Origin of the sequence: Methanobrevibacter curvatus, assembly GCF_001639295.1 — an archaeon.
GTDB classification, from domain to species: domain Archaea; phylum Methanobacteriota; class Methanobacteria; order Methanobacteriales; family Methanobacteriaceae; genus Methanoflexus; species Methanoflexus curvatus.
The window spans coordinates 1-1,473 of sequence record NZ_LWMV01000092.1 but is presented as its reverse complement, the minus strand read 5'-3'; the positions used below and the strand labels follow the sequence as shown (position 1 = coordinate 1,473).

Here is a 1,473-nt window from a genome sequence, read left to right as displayed (position 1 = left end):
CTTACAACATAACTAGTTCCACGAGGAGTAGTACTGTTAATGTATATTAATCTACTATCTAAAACATCAGTAATAACCAAACCAGTCGCATTATCAGGACCAAAATTAGTCACATTAATAGTATACAAAACAAATATACCATTTAAGACAGATCCAGACACATTAGATGTCTTAACAACACTAAGATTTACAGTAGTTACAACAGTAATATTAGTTTCATTATCAGGATTACTACTATTATTACCAGTATTATTTTCAGTAACATTAGTAACATTCGCAATATTCACAATATTACCAGTACCATTTAAACGGACAAGAATATCCAAAACAATAGACTCACCATTAGCCAAATTACCAATATACCATACACCAGTACTTGCAATATAACTTGTAAGTCTCGGAGTGGTACTGTTAATGTATATTAATCTACTATCTAAAACATCAGTAATAACCAAACCAGTCGCATTATCAGGACCAAAATTAGTCACATTAATAGTATACAATATATAAGCACCATTTAAAACATTACCAGAAACATTAGATGATTTAACAACACTAATATTCACAGTAGGAACAACAGTAATATTAGTAGTATTATCAGGAGTACTATTATTACCAGTATTATTCTCACCAACATTAGTAACATTAGCAACATTCACAATACTACCAGTACCATTCAAACGAACAAGAATATCCAAAACAATAGACTCACCATTAGCCAAATTACCAATATACCATACACCAGTACTTGCAATATAACTTGTAAGTCTCGGAGTGGTACTGTTAATGTATATTAATCTACTATCTAAAACATCAGTAATAACCAAACCAGTCGCATTATCAGGACCATAGTTAGTCACATTAATAGTGTATAAAACAAGTATGCCATTTAAGACAGATCCAGACACATTAGATGTTTTAACAACACTAATGTTCACAGTAGGAACAACAGTAATATTAGTAGTATTATCAGGAGTACTACTATTATTTCCAGTATTATTTTCAGTAAGATTAGTAACATTCGCAACATTCACAATACTACCAGTACCATTCAAACGAACAAGAATATCCAAAACAATACTCTCACCATTAGCCAAAGTGTTAATATTCCAAACACCAGTACTTACAATATAGCTAGTTCCACGAGGAGTGGTACTATTAATGTATATTAATCTACTATCTAACCTATCAGTAATAACCAAACCAGTCGCATTATCAGGACCAAAATTAGTCACATTAATAGTATACAAAACAAACGCACCATTCAAAACAGAACCAGAAACATTAGATGTTTTAACAACACTAAGATTCACAGTAGGAACAACAGTAAGATTAGTAGTATTATCAGGAGTACTACTATTATTACCAGTATTATTCTCATTAACACCAGTAACATTCGCAACATTCACAATACTACCAGTACCATTCAAACGAACAAGAATATCCAAAACAATACTCTCACCATTAGCCAAA

At 31.4% G+C, this 1,473-nt stretch carries 1 pseudogene; it reads right to left on the bottom strand.

Going from position 1 to position 1,473, the window contains the following annotated elements:
- A pseudogene (locus tag MBCUR_RS02265) lies at window positions 1-1,473 on the bottom strand (hypothetical protein); the annotation flags it as partial.